Raw genomic sequence first — 15,435 nt, 5'->3', positions numbered from 1 at the left:
TTGAATCTTCTCAGCCTTCTGCTTTCTCTTCTCTATGATCCATCGTCCGGAACAGATGTGCACAAATCAAAATCGCCACCACAATCGACAGATAATCAGCCGCCGGCTGTGCATAGATAACTCCATCCAAGCCAAACATCGCATTCAGCACGAAAATCAGCGGAATAAAAATCAGTCCCTGGCGGCAGATCGTAAGAATCAGCGACGGAAGCGCTTTTCCCATTCCCTGGATCGTATTGATGCAGAGGAATAAGATACCGAGGAGTGGCGCAGAAAGCTGCAGGGCAACCACCATCTGAATACCATACTGGACAACTTCCGCATCATTAATAAACATCTGAATCATTGTCTTTCTTGCGACAATCATAATCAATGTCAGAATCGTTCCCATAATAACCGATACAAGTCCTGTAAATTTGAATACCGACATCAGGCGTTTCTTGTTGCGCGCTCCATAATTATAACCGACCAGCGGCTGGATTCCCACGCAGAGACCAATCTGCAGCAGGACAACAAGCATATTGGATTTCATCGCAACCCCCATCGCCGCTACCGGTGTGTCACCGTAGCCGACCAGCGCCTGGTTCAGGATAATATTGGCAAAGCTCATCAGGATGTTATTTAAGGAAGCCGGAATACCGATCCCTGCCACGCCGGAAGCGATTCCATCTCCCATCTTAAAATCACGAAAATGAATCGACAGTGTCGATTTTCCCCGTAGATAATAAGCAATATAGTAAAGACAGGCCGCAATATTGCCGATGATCGTCGCAAGCGCTGCACCGGTCACTCCCCAGCCAAGCACCAGGATCATGATCGGATCCAAAATAATATTTACTACGGTACCTATCATGTTTCCGACCATCGATTCTCTCGATGCGCCTTCTCCCCGCAGAATATTCGCAAATGCAGTTGAAAACATAATAAACGGCGCGCCGATTGCAATAATCGTCAGGTACTGTCTCGCAAAACCGATCGTATTTACACTGGCACCGATGAGATGCAGAATGGTTTCCATTCCAAGTACAGACAGGATAGCCACTATCACGCCCAGCCCCAGGGATCCATAGCAGCAGAATGAACTGATATGACATGCCCGATCTTTATGGCGTTCTCCCAGTGCTCTCGATATCGCTGAGCTGCCGCCGATACCGAACAGATGGCCTAATGCCATAAAAATCATAAAGACCGGCGTTGCCAGCGAAACTGCCGCCACCTGCAGCGGATCCTTCGTCTGACCGATGAAAAATGTATCCGCCATGTTATAGATAACAACCACCAGCATGGAAATCATGGTCGGAACCGCCATGGTTGCGACCGCCTTCGGTACGGGTGTTTTTTCAAATAAATCCGTATTTGTTTTCATTTGTCGTAACTCCTCTCTTTCTATATTTGTTGTATTCTTTACAGTCACATTCTCGCGCCGAGCGCGGTCGCTTGCGACATGTTTCTGCTTCGCGCAAGTGCACATCATTGGCACGTTAGTGCCTTTTTGTGTAATAGAGGATTCCAAGGAATTTCCTATTACATAAAAATACAGGCACTTCTGCCTGCTGTGTAAAAGACCAACTCTTAATTATAAACACTTAATTTTATCATAAACACCTATTTTGTCAACTATTTCCGTATTAAACTTATCTTAAAACCCAGCTTAAAAATTGTCTTTTGGAATTGTCTTTGGAAGTTGCAAAAAAGCGCTTTCTGGGATATGATGGAAATTAGAAAATTATGAATTTCATACCGATGGAGGATTTTTACTATGTCTAACAATTACGCAGGCAAATTTGTAAGTGCTGAGGCCGCCGTCAAGGCCGTTCAACCGGGCGACTGGGTGGATTATGGCTTTGGCGCTGGATTTCCGGAGCTTCTCGACCGTGCGCTGGCAGCACGCAGGGATGAGCTGACCGATGTCAAGATCCGCGGCGGTTTAGTCATCCGCCCGCGCATCGAGGTTGTCGAAAGCGACCCGGATCAGAAAGCATTCAGCTACTACAGCTGGCACATCGGCGATTATGAGCGCAAGCTGCAGACCCGTGGGCTCTGCAAGTTTATGCCGATGATGCTGCGTTCCCTGCCGGAAATGTACCGCCACCACATTCGCGTGGATGTTGCCTTTGTACCGGTTTCCAGACCAGATGTGGACGGCTGCTGCGGACTGGGTATTTCCAACTATGCATGGCGCACCATCTTTGAGAATGCGCGCACCGTCATCTTCGAGATCAATGAGCGCCTCCCGCGCTTACAGGGCGTCGATGGTTCCCACCGTGTCCACCTCTCAGATGCAGATTTCATCGTCGAGGGCGAGCATGAGCCGCTTCCGATCCGCACCTACCGCGATCCGAGCGCCATTGATATTGAGATTGCCAAACGTGTCGTTGAGGAGATCCCGGACGGCGCTGTCCTTTCCCTGGGCGTCGGCGGCGTTCCGTTTACCGTTGCCAATATGCTGGCACAGTCCGACAAAACCGACCTCGGCTGCCACACCGGCACCATCAGCGATGCTTTTTTAGCCCTCTATAAGGCTGGCAAGCTGACCAACAAGAAGAAGGAAATTGACAACGGTTATTCTACCTGGAACCTTGCCATGGGCTCTCAGGAATTATATGACTGGCTGGATAATGAGCCGCAGCTCTTCCATCCGGCTGACGTCGATTACGTCCACTCCCCGTACCGCATCGGTGAGATGAAAAATGTCATCAGTATCAACGGTGGTGTCGAGCTGGATCTGATGGGACAGGAAAATGCCGAGTCTGCCGGCACCCGACAGCTCTCCGGTATCGGCGGACAGATGGATTTCCTGGAGGGCGCATTCCGCTCCGAGGGAGGCAAGGGCTTTATCTGCCTTGCTTCCACCCACAAGAAAAAAGATGGCTCCTTAAAATCCAACATCGTACCGTTCATTCCGGGCGGCAGCACCGTATCTGCACCGCGTACCATGATTCAGTACGTGGCGACCGAATACGGTATCGCAAAACTGACCGGGCTTACCTTAAAAGAACGAGCGGATGCCATGATCGCCATCGCACACCCGGATTTCCGTGATGAGTTGCGCCGGTATGCGGAGGAGAATTTTAAATAAAAATTGGAAAGATACATCGGAACCGAAACATCAACATTCCATGTTATCTTTGATTATTTGAAAACCAGAATTTTCAACATAGAAAAGCCGTAACCTTATACTTTCGCTCATGAGTTTAATCCCATGGGCGAGTATATCTGGTTACGGCTTTTTATTTTTTATGCCTCTTTCTTCGCCCCTATAACAACCACAACCACCATAAACCGGCAGACCAAAATAATCATAGACGCAAAGAGCTGCCACAGCGCGATATGCAGAATCAGGCTGACTGCGTACCCACACAGTGCTGCTCCCATTACCATAGCATATCCACAGCACAGTTCGGAGTGATACGAATGTCTGGGCGAACCTGCGGTGTAGCTTTCCATCAGTCCATAGAGCACCACATATTCCAGCATACACGGAATCAGCGACCAGATGGTTCCGTCCGGCCGCCTCCAGAACATGGACAGAAAGCTAGAAAAAGCAGTCACCAGCACAAGCGCCGCCCCTGCTGCCCGGTACACTCTCATCTCTTTTACATCCATCTGGAAAAATCCAGCCTGCCGCTCTTTCTGGAGAATCCCGATATATAAAATCAGAAACCCGATGCAGGGCGGCAGCAGCATCACATGGAACAGATTAATATGAATCGAAGCAAGAATCAGACCGGCTAAAATCTTATGATCTCCCGTTTTCACTTAAATGCCTCCTCTTTCAGCAGATATTTCCACACATCAATAAAGCGAAGCTCCCTTCTCTTCCTGTATTCATTTTCAAATGAAAGAACCTGCTCCCCGCCATCTTTGCCGATATATGAAAGCACTGCAACTCCTGAATGAAATACCTGCGGCGACTGGTCTTCCTCTTTGCCAATCCAATGGCTCTGGAACGTCAGGACATCACCCGTTTTTACTGTCAGCCGTTTCGGCTCTTCCCCTTCTTTTTGGGCTGGGATAGGCTCTCCATTTAAGGTCATCGAAAAATTTTCCATCTCCCCGGCTGACGCAATGCAGCCTTTTACTTCGATGGTTCCATCTTTCTGAACGGTGTAAACCTGTGTGGCCGTTCCATCTGAATTGGCGCTGGAACTTGGATTTTCCAGGGCGCTCCCGCCCTCCGGATTTGCAATCAGTACCAGATTACCAATTTTTACGTCCGCTGTGTTTCCATCTGAATAGAGCACCTGCGCCCGCGTCAGGATTCTCCACTGACTGATCCCGTTATGCTGCGGATCTTCAATCGAAAGCGTAGCATCCAGGCGATGAAGCGCATACTGTCCCGCTGACTGGACTGTCTCCCGCATTTCCTGCATTTGAAGTTCAGGCAACTCTGAAAAACGAATTTCTCTCACACAGATCTCATCCGTCACATCCGTCAGATAGGCAAAATTTACCTGTGTATACCATACATCCGAAGTTTCATCTGTCTCATCCACACTTTCTTCCCCCAGTGCATACAAAGACACTGTATTCTCCAATCCCATATCCGCATTCAGGTCTTTCACACCTTCGTCTAAAACTCCAACTTTCACATCGGAATCGGTACTTTCTTCTTCAAGCGCCTCACTTGACACAGATGAAACGATTCCATCCTCCGAAGTTTCTACTCCGTCCAGCCCACAGCCCAGATAAGCCGACTGGCTGTAATGCAGAAACAGCGGTTCTTTCAGCCGGAACGTATACTGGGCGATCAGACCCGCCAGCAGACAAATAAGCGCCAGCACCAGCCAGATACGCACGATCATCCGCTCCGGGTGTTTCCGAACTGTTTTTGCCTGTTCTTTTACTTCCATGAGTTCCCCGCTTTTCTCATTTTTCTCTATCATAAAAAGGCCACCCACCTGTCTGTATAAGTTGTTCTCTTTGCAACATTATACCTTTTTACAGGTGGGTAGTCTTTTCTATTTTCTTACAATTTATAGCCTTCTTTTTGAAAATTGCAAAAGAACGCAATTCGTAGCAATTTGGCATCCGCATTCACTGCCTTAACTTCTCGCCTGTCCCATCGATAACATTCGCAGCGCTTTGTTCAATTCAAGCACAGCCTATAACCATATCGATCCGAAAGACCTTCCAGAAAGAGAAAGCCGCCGCTGACAGCCTTGATGAATCGGTATCGATCCACTCAGCCGCCTGCGGCGGTTTTCTGCTTATTTATATAAGAATATCATATTTTTGACCGAAACGGTAAGCACTTCATCTGCCATTATTCAGCTTCTGCCGCTCTCGCCTCCACTTCTCTCTTCTGTACATCGCCAGGAGCCTGCTCGTAGCGGCTGAACTCATAGGAGAATTCGCCGATACCGCCGGTCATGGAACGAAGGTCGGTATTATAACCAAACAGCTCGGACATCGGGATATCTGCCTCGATGATCTGTTTGCCGTGATGGTTGGAGTTCATACCGAGAACACGGCCTCTTCTGCGGTTCAGATCGCCCATGACGTCGCCGGTAAATTTATCCGGAACGGTTACCTTCAGGGATGCGATCGGTTCAAGGAGAACTGGATTCGCTTCCATGAACGCTTTCTTGAATGCCAGCGTCGCTGCCATCTTGAATGCCATCTCGGAGGAGTCAACCGGATGATAGGAACCATCTAACAGGGTTGCCTTCACACCGACAACCGGATATCCAGCCAACGGACCCTTCTGTACACATTCCTGAACACCCTTCTCAACTGCCGGGAAGTAGTTCTTCGGAACGGCACCGCCAAATACCTTTTCTTCGAATACATATGGTGTCTCCAGATCGCCGGACGGCTCGAAGGACATCTTAACATCGCCGTACTGTCCATGTCCACCAGACTGTTTCTTATATTTGCCCTGTGCTTCTACTTTCTTGCGAAGTGTCTCGCGGAATGCAAATTTCGGTTTACTGAGCACAATGTCTACTTTATATCTTGTCTGCAGCTTGCTGACAACGACTTCGAGCTGCTGCTCGCCGATGCCGTAAAGTAAGGTCTGACGGTTCTCGGTATCGCTGACGCTTCTGAGTGTCAGATCTTCGTCCATCATCTTCGCCAGTGCACTGGAGATCTTGTCCTCATCGCCTTTGGTCTTAGCTGCGTATGCCATGTAGGTATACGGGGTAGAAATCTTCGGTTTGTGGTATACAATCGGAGCCGTGCGGACTGCGATGGTATCGCCGGTCTGAGTAACGTTTAATTTGGCAACCGCGCCGATATCGCCCGCCTTTAATTCCGGAACCTCGATGACATCCTTGCCGCGGAGAACATATACTTTCTGAACTTTCTCTTCAGCATCTTTGTTTACATTGTAGATAACGGTATCTGGTTTTAAGGTACCGGTACAAATCTTCATCAGGGAGTATTTGCCGATGAACGGGTCAACCACAGTCTTGAAAACACGTGCCGACAGGGATACATCGTCATTATATTTAGCGGTAAAGCGCTCTGCGGTCGATACATCGACACCGACACACTCGAACTTGTCCGGTGACGGGAAGTATTTATCGATCGCCTGCAGCAAATATGCGAAGCCCTGTGCATTGATGCCGGAACCCATCATAACCGGAACGATGTTGCCCTCACTTACGTGCTCGCGCAGCGCCTGTGCGATCTCTTCCTGTGTAAATTCTTCACCGGAGAAATAGCGCTCCATATATTCTTCACTCGTCTCTGCCACTGCCTCGATCAGCGCATCACGGATGATGCCGAGGTTCTTCTTGGTGTACTCCGGAATCTCGCATTTCTCATATTCGCTTAAATGAGTGAAACGGCGGCCTTCCATCTTTACCGCATTGACAAAGCCGACAAATTTTTCATTTTCACGGATCGGCACCTGAAACGGCGCGATCTTACGGCCAAACTGTTTCTCCAGTTTTAAGATCAGCTCACGGAAGCTTGCCTGATCGTCATCCATGTTGGTAACGAAGAACAGGCGCGGCAGGTTGTACTCTTCACAGAGTTCCCATGCCTTCTCGGTTCCGACTTCGATGCCAGCCTTGCAGTTTACAACGATGATTGCTGCATCTGCTACACTGATAGCTTCCTCTACTTCTCCCACAAAATCAAAATAGCCAGGGGTATCTAACAGGTTAATCTTGATCGGTCCATCTTCTCCCTGATACTCCAACGGAATCAGCGTGGTGGAGATAGAGAACTGTCTCTTGATTTCTTCTTTATCATAATCGCTGATGGTGGTTCCTTCCGGAACTTTTCCCATTCTCTTGGTAGTACCTGTTACCAGTGCCAGCGCCTCTGCTACCGTTGTCTTGCCGGCACCGCCGTGCCCCAGTAACACTACATTGCGGATTTGTTTTGTCCCATACACGTTCATAGTTAAGTCCTCCCGTCTATTTATTTTGATGTTTTTTTCTTGTATTTTAACCTCTGTTCATATTGTACAAGAAAATAGAGAAAATTTCAAGTAAAACAACACCTTTATACAAAATTTATTCGTTTTATTTTGAAAAGCATTGAAAATGCGACAATTTCCCTGTTCAAAGGCGGTGAAATCAATCGCATTTTCGCAAATTTAGTAATAAACAGATGCAAAAAATTTTCTTTTTCACTTCAACGCGTAAAATCGTTGACAAGTGACTTGTTCTATTCTACAATAATTTCTAGTTTCATTTTTTTTATTATACTACTTATGAAAGAGAGCGTAATTGCTATGAATACACCGATTAATCATCTTACCGCCGGTTTCATCGGACTCGGTCTGATCGGCGGCTCTATCGCCAGAGGTTTGAAACGCAGCGCCCCGGATATTCAGATCATGGCTTATATGCGAACCCGCGAAAAATTGGAACAGGCACATGCAGACGGCATTGTTGACCTGATTCTGGACGGCGTGGACGAGCATTTAAGCGAGTGCGACATCATTTTCCTGTGCACACCGGTTGAATTTAATGAATCCTATCTGCGCCAGATCCGACCGTTCTTAAAGGAAGGCGCGGTTGTGACTGACGTCGGAAGCACCAAGACCAGCATTCATGAGACCGTTGCCGCGCTTGGCATGGAAAGCTGCTTCGTCGGCGGACACCCGATGGCTGGCTCGGAAAAGACCGGCTACGAGAGTTCAACCGACCATTTGCTGGAAAATGCATACTATATCATTACCCCGACACCACACACCCCAGCTTCCCACACTGACCGTATGGTGGATGTGGCAAAGGCGATCGGTGCGCTGCCCCTGGTGCTGGATTACCATCGTCATGATTTCATTGTCGCGGCGATCAGCCATCTGCCGCACCTCATCGCCTCCAGCCTGGTCAACCTGGTACACGACTGCGACAGCGAGGATCAGATGATGAAACGGCTGGCTGCCGGAGGTTTCAAGGATATCACCCGTATTGCCTCCTCTTCTCCGGTCATGTGGGAACAGATCTGCATGACGAACACAGGCAATATCACTGAGGTGCTGGATCGCTACATTGATTCCCTGACGACATTGCGGGAAGAACTGTCCGACCACCAGTCTAGAGCCATCTACCAGCTGTTTGAGTCCTCCCGCGACTACCGGAATTCGTTTGCAGAAACTCCAAAAGGATCGATACAGCCGGAATACGCCTTCTCCGCCGACGTGGTGGACGAGCCAGGTGCTATCTCCATCATTTCCTCGATCCTCTCCGGTAAAGGAATCAGTATCAAAAATATCGGCATCAGCCACAACCGTGAGCATGGCGAGGGCGCGCTGCGGATCAGCTTCTACGACAAGGCTTCGATGGAAGCGGCGTGGGCGCGTTTGAAGAAATACAATTACACGCTGTTCGCGTAAACTGCAATGTATGTTTCAAACTTAACTTTCAACATTAATGTTTAGGCAGGTACAACTATGAACTCAATGAAATTTACCCATACATCTTCTCTCCGGGGCGAACTCACCGTTCCGGGAGACAAGTCCATCTCCCACCGCAGCGTCATGTTCGGCGCTCTTGCGGACGGACTGACCGAAATCCACGGCTTCCTGCAGGGCGCAGACTGTCTCTCCACGATCTCCTGTTTTTCCAAAATGGGAATCTCGATCGAAAATCAGGGCGAGACCGTTCTCGTCCACGGACGTGGGCTGCACGGGCTGACTGCCCCAGACTCCGTTTTAGACTGCGGCAACAGCGGCACCACAACGCGCCTGATCTCCGGCATTCTCTCGGCCCAGAAATTTGACACAACACTGACCGGCGACGCTTCCATCCAGAAACGTCCGATGAAGCGTATCATCGATCCTCTCTCCCAGATGGGCGCAAAGATCGAGAGTGTCAACGGAAATGGCTGCGCGCCGCTCCATATCACCGGCTCACCGCTGCACGGCATCCATTATAATTCTCCGGTTGCCTCCGCCCAGGTCAAATCCTCGATTCTGCTGGCAGGTCTGTATGCCGACGGAGAAACCCGTGTGACCGAACCGTACATTTCCCGCGATCACAGTGAACGGATGCTGTCCGCATTCGGCGCAGACATCCACACAGAAGGAACCACCGCGATTTTACAGCCGGCAAAACAGCTCTATGGACAGAAAATTCTGGTTCCGGGCGATATCTCCTCCGCTGCCTTCTTTATCGCAGCCGGACTCATCGTACCGGATTCAGAAATCTTAATTAAAAATGTCGGTATCAACCCGACCCGCGACGGCATCCTGCGCGTCTGCAAGGCGATGAACGCGGACGTCGAACTTCTCAATGTAAACACCGCCTCCGGCGAACCGACCGCCGACCTGCTCGTCCGCTCCGGTAAGCTGACTGGAACCGCGATCGAGGGTGCGATCATCCCGACTCTCATCGACGAGCTTCCGGTGATCGCTGCGATGGCGTGCTATGCCGAGGGAACCACCGTCATACGCGATGCCGCGGAACTGAAGGTAAAAGAGTCAAACCGCATTGCTGTCATGGTAGAGAATTTAACCGCTATGGGCGCGGATGTGACCGAGACCGAAGATGGCATGATCATCCACGGAGGCAAGCCGCTGCACGGTGCTGTGATCGACAGCAAGAAGGATCACCGCATCGCCATGACCTTCGCCGTTGCCGCACTCGGCGCTTCCGGCGAGACCGAAATTCTGGATGCAGACTGCGTGAACATCTCCTATCCGGGATTCTATGGGGATCTGAAACGGCTGTGTAAATAAAATGTGACTATGCATATTTGAGACAAAAAGGGCAGGAAAAGCTTCAAATCGCTTTCCTGCCCTTTTCTTTTGTCCTACTGCCCATATTTCGCAAAATACCGATCCAGCACCTGTCTTGCGATCGGCGCAGCGACCGCACCGCCGGAACCGGACTCTTCTGCCAGCACGCAGATCGCCACCTTCGGCTTGTCCGCCGGAGCGAAACCGACAAACCAGGAATGTGTCTCCTTACCTGTCTCAAACTCGGCGGAACCGGTTTTTCCGGCCACCGTATAGGATGCCCCCCGCATCGCGGAACCCGTACCAATCTCGACCACCTGGCTCATGAGATGCGTCAGAAACTGTGCGTCATTCGCAGACATCAGGGTTCCATAGGCGGACGGAAGGAACTTCTTGACCGTCTGACCACCCACATTTTCAACATGATCGATCATATATGGCTTCATCAGCGTGCCGCCGTTGGCGATCGCCGATACGATCATCAGGTTATGCAGCGGCGTAATCTGGGTTTTTCCCTGTCCGATCGCGGTCTGAAGCTTTTCCCAGTCATCCGAACTGCCGTCGAGCGAAAACGTGCTCTGGTTGTACGGAAGTGTGTACGGAAGCTCCGAATTAAAGAGCATCTGATTTGCCAGCGCCCGGAATTTTTCTGAATTAATCTGCATTCCAATCTCCGCAAACGCACCGTTGCAGGAATTGGCAAATGCCTGAATCAGGTTCTGCGCCCCGTGTGCCGTCCCGTGGTAACATTTAATCGTATAATCGCCATTCTGGTAAGAGCCATTACAATTATACACATAGTCCTGCCAGGTATTCGGGTTCTCTTTCATATATTCCAGCACCGTCAGCATCTTGAACGTCGATCCCGGCGGATATAAGCCCTGCGTCGCGCGGTTGACTAACTGCGCCTTCGTATTGTCCGGCGATGTCAACTCTGCCCAGCGCTCATCGACGAGATTCGCATTGAAATTCGGCTGGGAAACCATCGTTAAAATCTTTCCCGTATCCGGTTCCATGACAATCACAGCGCCCCGGTGTTTTCCGATCGCGTCGGATGCCGTCTGCTGCAGATCCACATCAAGCGTCGTAATCACATTGTCGCCCAGATTTTTCTTCCCCTGAAATTCATTGATCGTTTTCTCAATCAGATTCACATGGGAGGAAAGCAGGTAGAAATTCGCCAGCGACTCCAGACCTGTTTTTCCATTTTTGCCAGAATATCCGACCGAATGGACAAACAGATAATCATACGGATAATAGCGTTTCTCGCTTCCGTCACTTGCAACGTTCGTCTGCGCCAGCACCGTTTTATCATTGCTCATAATCGAACCGCGGGTCACCCGGTCTGAGAGGAGATCGAGTCTCGCATTATAAGAGCTGCCGATCACATTTTCACTCTTAAACTGGATAAACCAGCCAAAATAAACGGCCATCGCGATAAAGAGCGCCGCAATCCCATAGGTCAGCCACAGAATATGACGGTTTGAACGCGCTCTCGCATTTTCAGTTCTTTCCATTTCATCCTTCTGCCTCATCAAACTGCTGCTCCTCCTCTTCTTCCTCATTCCGTTTCAGGACATATAGTCCCTGTATCACGCCAAACAGGATAAATGTGCTGAGAATCGAACTGCCTCCATAACTGACAAGCGGCAGCGTCACGCCGGTAGACGGAATGAATTTCGTCACGCCGCCGATCGTCAGGAACACCTGCACCACATACTCAATTCCCAGACCAAACGCGATCAGCTTGTAAAATAATGCCTGCATCCGGGTCGCAATCAGCATGAACTGCATGAAACAGCCCAGACAGATCAGGAGAATACAGAGCGCATAGATGCCGCCCAGCTCCTCCGAGATCGCCGCGAAAATGAAGTCCTTCTCGACAACCGGGATCTTCTTCGGCATCCCCTGGTAAAGTCCCATGCCAAACCAGCCGCCTGTGCCGATCGCAAAGAGCGCCTGCGTAACCTGATATCCTTTTCCTGCGATGTCACTCCACGGATCCTGCCATGCTTCCACGCGGACACGCACATGCGAAAACAGCTTATACGCCAGCATCGCAGCCGCACAGCCGCTTCCAAGACCGCCTGCCAGATACAGCCAGTTGGAGGTTGCAATAAACAGCATCAGGACATAGGCGAGGAAAAAAATCAGCGCACTTCCCAGATCCTTGGATAACACCAGAATCAACACGTGCGCCGCCGCCACGCCGGTCGTGATCGCCACATTTTTAAACTCCGTTGAGCGGTAAAACATCGTCGCTACGAAGAATACAAAGCTGATCTTAACAAACTCGGACGGCTGGAACGAAAATCCGCCGATACTGATCGAAAGCTGCGCGCCGAAGCTGGTATTGCCGATCACACAGACAACCAGCAGCAGCGCCAGACCTATCAGGCCGTACACCCACGGTATCTTAGCGAGCTGCCAGGTTCTATCTATCACATATGGTATAATCATTGTGATAACCGCCGCAACTGCCATGATGATAAACTGGCGGACCGCCTTGTCCATCGAGATGCGCGTCAGCATGATAAAACTAGTGCACAGAAGCATACACGTGTTGTTCAGCAACAGTCTCGACGCATTCCGGTAAAACAGCCGGTATAAGAGCTGGTACAGGACAAAAAAGACAAGCTGCGCGCCGAAAAACAGCACAACTGCCTCATCCTCGGTTTGTAGATAAATGATCGTACCCGACAGAAGAAATATCAAAAACAGCGGTACATTCTGCAGACGGCAGAGCCGGAGTTTCGACTCGTCATCCGGCAGTGAAAAAAAGCGGAAATTGTAATATGTATAAATCAGTATCAGCAATATCATCAGATACCTTGACATCGTTGTCACAAGATTTATCATGGTGATCCTCCTTTTCATGTGTACCCGGAAGATTCCCGGTACACACGCTACTCTACGCCCCTCTTAAAATGACCTCTTGTAAATTCGCCCTCCAGCTCCACCGGTTCCTGATGGAGGAAGGTCTTCACGTAGGCATCCAGCACTTCCCCGGTCTGTGCCGCACTCTCCGACGTAAATGCCAGACGCAGCACCTCCGGCTGCAGGCGGTCTATCTGCTTTTTATCCTTCAAAAGCGACAGGGGGCTGGAATTGTAGATCGTATTGCAGCAGAAACGGCACTGGTTCCTTACCGGAAATACTTTCTTTTTGCGATCCCGCAGATACAGATATTCCGGACATTTACTGCATCCTTCCACTGTTTTCCGGATGCACTGGGCGGTTACCATGACCGGGATCGAACCATATACGAGAAGTTCCCGTTCCCGGCTGTCGCGCGCCTCCAACTCCCGGCTGTTGAGCTCGACCGGAAGGGTAAAACGCATCGAAAGCTCCGGCGCCATCTCCCGCACAAAATCCTCCGCCCGGTGATTCATCGTATAAATACCATAATCCATCACAAGCGGGATGGAAATCTTCCACTCGCGCACCAGTTCCAGCTCTTCCCATGCCCGGATGACAAGACCGTCAAATCCCGCCGATTCCAGCCTGGAACGATGTGTTTCAAAATATTCCTTTGCCCGATCGCGGAAAATATGCGGCATTACCAAAAGACACTGCTTGTCTGCCTCATGGCAGCGCGATACCCATTCGTTCCACTGTTCGGCGCCAAATTCAGCGCTATCCAGGTAGATGGCGCCGACTTCCGGTACGGATAACGCCACTTTTAACTGTGCCGGGTGTTCGACCGAAACGTGGATGTGGTACAGAGCTGTTTTATTCCCTTTTTTATTCTCAAACAGCGTTTTCTGGCTCTGTACAGGTAAATCTGCTGTGAGTTCAACGTCCTGAGCCGGGCTGGTTTTTTCTGATTCCGAACCTGTCTGGTTATTTTCTTCCAGATTCTTTTCTTCCGGATTTTGCCATCCTTTTCCTGTCCCGCACGCCCTATTTTCCGGTATCTCCCGGCGGTATGGACGCAGTATCTCCTCGGTCAGCTGCTCAAACGCAGAGCGGCGGAGTTCATTTAACTCCTGCACCGGCACAAAGGGGCTGCCGCCTGTCTCCACTTCCAGATTTTCAAAATAATACGGCGTATTTCCCGTTTTTCCGAGCTGTTTCTCAATCCGTTCCTTGCTCATCGGCTGTTTCACTGCCGTCTGGACAACTGCTCCGATTCCGCCTGCCATCCGGCTTTCTCCCGTCAGCGGATCTTCGTATTGAAGCGTCAGCTGCAGCGGTTCGCCTTCACAGACACGCGCAAACCCCTGAACCGGTTCTTTCACCTCTGCTTCCACATACGTTTTGTCCAGATACTGGTAAAGTTCCCGGTTTTCCTGGCGGAATGCCGGTTTCTCATGGCAGACCACCATATCGCGTCCATTGTGCTCGGTATAATAGCCTAACGTCTGACCGCCGCGGTCAAACAGATCCAGCAGCTCCTTCCGGTCTTTCGGGTCAACCCGGTAACCTTTTCTGCCATTCTTTAAATATAAATCTACATATTTCCGGTACAGGCGCACCACGCCTGCCGTATAGCGCGGACTCTTCATGCGCCCCTCGATTTTCAAGGAATAAACGCCTGCTTCCAGAATATCCGGCAAAATATCCAGCGTACAAAGATCCTTGAGACTGAGCACATACTTGGAATCACCCGGATTTAACACGCCATTTTCTTTCTTTTTGTTTTTGTTTTCATTCGGGTTGTTCTCATCCAGCCGCCGAAGGACATCAAACGGAAGCCGGCAGGTCTGAGCGCATCGTCCCCGGTTGCCGCTTCTGCCGCCGATCAGGCTGCTGAACAGGCATTGTCCCGAATAACAGTAACAGAGAGCCCCGTGAACAAAGCTCTCTATCTCCACGCCCGTCTCCTGATAAATGCGGCGTATCTCTTCCAATGAAAGTTCACGCGCTGTGACGATGCGGACCGCGCCCATTCTCGTCATAAGCGCCGCGCCCTCCGGTCCGGTAATCGTCATCTGTGTGCTCGCATGAACCGGCAAATCCGGAAAATGCTCCCGGATATAAGAAAATACGCCCATGTCCTGCACGATCACGGCATCCAGTCCCGCCTGGTAATACGGAAGCAGATAGTCGTATAAGTCATCCATCTCGTCTTCCTTTACCAGCGTATTGACCGTCATATAAAGCTGGCGCCCATGCAGATGCACGTAGTTGATCGCTTCCAGCATCCCCGTTTTATCCGGATTTTCCGCATATGCCCTGGCTCCGAAACGGCTGCCGCCCATATAGACTGCGTCCGCCCCCGCAGCAACCGCCGCTTTCATGCTATCGAAGGAACCCGCCGGTGCCAGAATTTCCACCTTTTTTTTCAT

Annotated in this window: 10 protein-coding genes; 3 read left to right on the top strand and 7 right to left on the bottom strand. The window is 50.3% G+C overall.

Going from position 1 to position 15,435, the window contains the following annotated elements; translation table 11 throughout:
- Positions 1 to 10: 10 nt before the first annotated feature.
- A complete protein-coding gene (locus DWV73_RS00240) occupies positions 11 to 1,366 on the bottom strand; it encodes an MATE family efflux transporter (protein ID WP_117795015.1) in 1,356 nt (451 codons plus the stop codon).
- A 393-nt stretch (positions 1,367 to 1,759) separates the two neighbouring features.
- On the opposite strand from DWV73_RS00240, the gene DWV73_RS00235 reads away from it, so the two are divergent.
- Positions 1,760 to 3,079, top strand: coding sequence for an acetyl-CoA hydrolase/transferase C-terminal domain-containing protein (locus DWV73_RS00235; RefSeq protein ID WP_117795013.1), 1,320 nt, complete (start codon positions 1,760 to 1,762; stop codon positions 3,077 to 3,079).
- Positions 3,080 to 3,237: 158 nt separating this feature from the next.
- Here the strand turns inward: DWV73_RS00235 and DWV73_RS00230 are convergent, their stop codons facing one another.
- From DWV73_RS00230 to DWV73_RS00220, 3 genes are all read right to left on the bottom strand, one after another.
- Positions 3,238 to 3,759: a hypothetical protein gene (locus DWV73_RS00230; RefSeq protein WP_117795011.1), complete on the bottom strand. Its 522-nt coding sequence runs from the start codon at positions 3,757 to 3,759 to the stop codon at positions 3,238 to 3,240.
- A complete protein-coding gene (locus DWV73_RS00225; protein ID WP_117795009.1) occupies positions 3,756 to 4,886 on the bottom strand; it encodes a hypothetical protein in 1,131 nt (376 codons plus the stop codon). Before DWV73_RS00225 ends, DWV73_RS00230 begins: the two co-directional genes overlap by 4 nt.
- Before the next feature lie 380 nt (positions 4,887 to 5,266).
- Positions 5,267 to 7,357: an elongation factor G gene (locus tag DWV73_RS00220; protein WP_117795007.1), complete on the bottom strand. Its 2,091-nt coding sequence runs from the start codon at positions 7,355 to 7,357 to the stop codon at positions 5,267 to 5,269.
- Between the two features lie 336 nt (positions 7,358 to 7,693).
- Between DWV73_RS00220 and DWV73_RS00215 the strand changes: the two genes are divergently transcribed.
- On the top strand, positions 7,694 to 8,800 hold the full coding sequence (locus DWV73_RS00215; RefSeq protein ID WP_117795005.1) for a prephenate dehydrogenase: 1,107 nt from the start codon (positions 7,694 to 7,696) through the stop codon (positions 8,798 to 8,800).
- Between the two features lie 66 nt (positions 8,801 to 8,866).
- Positions 8,867 to 10,144, top strand: a complete 1,278-nt coding sequence (aroA, locus tag DWV73_RS00210; RefSeq protein WP_117795730.1) for a 3-phosphoshikimate 1-carboxyvinyltransferase — start codon at positions 8,867 to 8,869, stop codon at positions 10,142 to 10,144.
- Between the two features lie 74 nt (positions 10,145 to 10,218).
- Here the strand turns inward: aroA and DWV73_RS00205 are convergent, their stop codons facing one another.
- Genes DWV73_RS00205 through DWV73_RS00195 form a run of 3 tightly spaced genes read right to left on the bottom strand, consistent with a single transcriptional unit; the run spans position 10,219 to position 15,435 of the window.
- Positions 10,219 to 11,679 (bottom strand): penicillin-binding transpeptidase domain-containing protein, encoded by a 1,461-nt coding sequence (locus DWV73_RS00205; protein ID WP_117795003.1) that lies wholly within the window; start codon positions 11,677 to 11,679, stop codon positions 10,219 to 10,221.
- Positions 11,663 to 13,003 carry an FtsW/RodA/SpoVE family cell cycle protein gene (locus DWV73_RS00200; RefSeq protein ID WP_117795001.1) on the bottom strand — a complete coding sequence of 447 codons (1,341 nt, stop codon included), beginning with the start codon at positions 13,001 to 13,003 and terminating at the stop codon, positions 11,663 to 11,665. The genes DWV73_RS00205 and DWV73_RS00200 overlap by 17 nt, the downstream gene beginning before the upstream one ends.
- A 47-nt stretch (positions 13,004 to 13,050) precedes the next feature.
- Positions 13,051 to 15,435, bottom strand: a complete 2,385-nt coding sequence (locus tag DWV73_RS00195; RefSeq protein ID WP_117794999.1) for a DUF3656 domain-containing protein — start codon at positions 15,433 to 15,435, stop codon at positions 13,051 to 13,053.

This window comes from Clostridium sp. AF12-41 (assembly GCF_003461685.1).
GTDB classification, from domain to species: Bacteria; Bacillota; Clostridia; order Lachnospirales; family Lachnospiraceae; genus Otoolea; species Otoolea fessa.
The sequence above is the reverse complement of the archived record's forward strand: the minus strand, read 5'-3'. Positions and strand labels throughout refer to the sequence as shown.

Excerpts from the sequence above, each read along its gene's own strand:
- DWV73_RS00240 (WP_117795015.1), bottom strand. The coding sequence starts at position 1,366 with ATGAAAACAAATACGGATTTATTTGAAAAAACACCCGTACCGAAGGCG.
- DWV73_RS00235 (WP_117795013.1), top strand. The coding sequence starts at position 1,760 with ATGTCTAACAATTACGCAGGCAAATTTGTAAGTGCTGAGGCCGCCGTC.
- DWV73_RS00225 (WP_117795009.1), bottom strand. The coding sequence starts at position 4,886 with ATGATAGAGAAAAATGAGAAAAGCGGGGAACTCATGGAAGTAAAAGAA.
- DWV73_RS00220 (WP_117795007.1), bottom strand. The coding sequence starts at position 7,357 with ATGAACGTGTATGGGACAAAACAAATCCGCAATGTAGTGTTACTGGGG.
- DWV73_RS00215 (WP_117795005.1), top strand. The coding sequence starts at position 7,694 with ATGAATACACCGATTAATCATCTTACCGCCGGTTTCATCGGACTCGGT.
- aroA (WP_117795730.1), top strand. The coding sequence starts at position 8,867 with ATGAAATTTACCCATACATCTTCTCTCCGGGGCGAACTCACCGTTCCG.
- DWV73_RS00205 (WP_117795003.1), bottom strand. The coding sequence starts at position 11,679 with ATGAGGCAGAAGGATGAAATGGAAAGAACTGAAAATGCGAGAGCGCGT.
- DWV73_RS00200 (WP_117795001.1), bottom strand. The coding sequence starts at position 13,003 with ATGATAAATCTTGTGACAACGATGTCAAGGTATCTGATGATATTGCTG.
- DWV73_RS00195 (WP_117794999.1), bottom strand. The coding sequence starts at position 15,435 with ATGAAAAAAAAGGTGGAAATTCTGGCACCGGCGGGTTCCTTCGATAGC.